We start from the raw sequence: 3,122 nt of genomic DNA, 5'->3' as shown, positions 1-3,122 counted from the left end.
CGATCTCAACAGCCAACCCTACTAATTAAGCGGTGAAGTATTTCGCGACTGGGTGATAGGTGATAATCGCAGTTGTAGATTGTTCGGGATAAATTTGTTCGCTTTCATCCATATAAAGATTGATTCGTTCAGCCCCCAACAATTCCAACTGTTTATACTGATCTTGAATATTCGGACAAGCCGGATATCCAAAACTATATCGAGAACCGCGATAACGTTGTGCAAGCATATCCCGAATATTATCAGGTTCCTCATTAGCAAAACCCAACTCGTGGCGAATTCTTGCGTGTAGCCATTCTGCCAAAGCTTCCGCAGTTTGCACAGCTAAACCATGAAAATACAAATAATCGGTATATTGATTATCTGCAAACAATTTCTGTGCAAACTCAGTTGCAATATTTCCCACAGTTACCGCTTGCATCGGAAACACATCAATCTGCCCAGTTTCCACAGGCGCAAAGAAATCGGCAATACACAAACGTCGCAAAGATTTTTGACGGGGGAAGTTGAATGTAGTAACTTGTTTTTTCTGCCCGTTCTTCCATGCTTCTGCATCATAGATATGTAGCGAATTACCCTCAGATTGACAAGGGAAATAACCGTAAACTACTTGAGGATGCAATAATTTTTCCTCAATAACTCGTTGCTTCCACTGTTGCAAAATAGGATAAACCTTTTCAGCCAAAAATCCATCGTACTCTTCCCTTGACTGTTCTTTTGGTTTGCGGAATTGCCATTGCCCAGCAATCAAAGCTTGCAAATCCAAATACCAGAAAATCTCCTCTAAAGAGATATCTTCCGGCTGTAAAATTTGCGTTCCCCAGAAAGGCGGCGTTGGGCGATCGATCTCCACTGCAACAGCCTCAGAACGCCTGGTATCAACCTCCTGCGGTTCCTTGACTGCCACATCACCATTAGACTCACTCACAGATTTCTCTTTAATCTGCGTTAATCTGCGTACCCCTTCGGGGAAGGCTTCGCCTACATCTGCGGTTTCATTCAAAAATCCCTGCAAATCATCCCAATTTCCAGCAGCTTTAGCAGGCATCAATTTATCCATAAAATGCAAATCTGCAAACGCATCTTTGCCATAAATCACTTTACCTTTATAGGTATTCTGACAATCATCATGGACAAATTTGGGAGTCAGCGCCGCACCACCTAAAATTACTGGTACAGTAATTCCCCGTTCGTTAAATACCTCCAAATTATCCTTCATAAACGCAGTCGATTTTACCAACAAGCCACTCATCGCAATGCAATCTGCTTTATGCTTTTCGTAAGCTTCAATGATGTTATCAACTGGCTGTTTAATTCCCAAGTTAACAACTTTGTAGCCGTTATTGGAAAGGATGATATCCACCAGGTTTTTACCAATATCGTGAACATCACCTTTGACAGTAGCAATTATGAAGGTTCCCTTCGCATTATTACCCGCCTCTTGCTTTTCCATGAAAGGTTCCAAGTAGGCGACTGCTGCTTTCATCGTTTCGGCTGATTGCAATACGAAAGGTAATTGCATTTGTCCCGATCCAAACAACTCGCCTACAACTTTCATCCCATCCAGCAAGAAGGTATTGATAATATCGAGAGGACGATATTTTTCTAGTGCTTTTTTCAGTTGTTCTTCCAAGCCGATGCGTTCGCCGTCGATGATATGTTGCTTGAGGCGTTCTTCTACGGGGAGGTTATTGTCTTCAGTGCGATCGCGTTTTGTCGTCTTCCCTTCAAACAGCGTGGTTAACTCTGCCAAAGGATCGTAAACGCACACATTCCCCTCAAATTGCCGTTCGTCATAAATTAATTTGCGACAAACTTCTTGATGTTCCGGTTCAATTTTCGCTAACGGCAAAATCTTACTGGCGCTGACAATTGCTGCATCCATTCCCACTGCCATTGCTTCGTGCAGAAACATGGAATTCAGCACAACTCTCGCCGCCGGATTTAAGCCGAATGAAACGTTAGAAACACCCAGCAAAATATGACATCCCGGTAACTCTTGACGGATGCGACGGATAGATTCAATTGTAGCTTTTCCGTTTGCCCGATCTTCTTCAATTCCGGTAGAAATTGGTAATGCTAAAGTATCGAAAAAGATTTCTTGAGGTGGGATACCGTATTCTACAGCTTGACGATAGGCGCGTTGGGCAATTTGAAACTTTTTCTCTGCCGTTCTCGCCATTCCATCTTCATCAATTGTACCGATTACTACCCCCGCACCATATTTTTTCGCTAACTCCAAAACCTTAAAGAAACGCGGTTCGCCATCTTCATAGTTGGTCGAGTTAAGTATACACTTACCCCCGACAACTTTCAGCCCCGCTTCCATTTTTTCCCATTCCGTCGAGTCCAACATCAGCGGCAAAGTAACATTTGTTACTAGCCTTGATGCCAATTCCCGCATATCTCGCACGCCATCCCGTCCCACGTAATCCACGTTTACGTCGAGAACGTGCGCCCCTTCTCGCATTTGGGCTTTGGCTAAAGATACCAATCCGTCCCAATCTTCGGCGTTTAGCAAGTCGCGACACTTTTTAGAACCGCTGGCGTTGAGGCGTTCGCCCACAATCAAAAATGAGTTATCTTGCTCGTAGGGCTGTGCGGTATAAATGGATGCTGCGGATGGTTCGTAGCTGGGATGGCGTTCTTTCGGTTTGAGAGTTTGACCAATTTCTGCTAATGCTTGAATGTGTTCGGGGCGAGTCCCGCAACAACCGCCGATGACTTGCACGCCCCAATCTTCTACGAATTTGGTCAGCGCCATCCGTAATTCCATCGGGGTGAGTTTGTAATGTGCGTGACCGCCGATGTTTTCGGGCAAACCTGCGTTGGGGACGCAGGAAACTACGAAGGGGGAGTTTTCGCACAGATATTTGATGTGTTCGGCCATTCTATCTGGCCCGGTGGCGCAGTTCAAACCGAGAATGTCGATCGCATAAGGTTGCAAAATCGTCAACACCGCACTGATATCGGAACCGACGAGCATTGTACCCGTAGTTTCCATTGTTACCGATACCATCAGCGGAATGCGCTGACCTTTTTTCTGGAAAAGATCTTCGATCGCATTCAGCGCCGCCTTGATTTGCAGCACATCTTGGCAAGTTTCCACGATGAATAAGTCA

Annotated in this window: 1 protein-coding gene; it reads right to left on the bottom strand. The window is 45.0% G+C overall.

Annotated elements, in window-relative coordinates:
- Positions 1–25: 25 nt before the first annotated feature.
- Positions 26–3,122: methionine synthase (gene metH, locus H6S82_RS26110; protein WP_191056947.1), on the bottom strand; the 3,097-nt coding region annotated here is incomplete at its 5' end.

This window comes from Planktothrix sp. FACHB-1355, from assembly GCF_014748295.1.
Lineage (GTDB): Bacteria > Cyanobacteriota > Cyanobacteriia > Cyanobacteriales > Aerosakkonemataceae > Aerosakkonema > Aerosakkonema funiforme_A.
The sequence above is the reverse complement of the archived record's forward strand: the minus strand, read 5'-3'. Positions and strand labels throughout refer to the sequence as shown.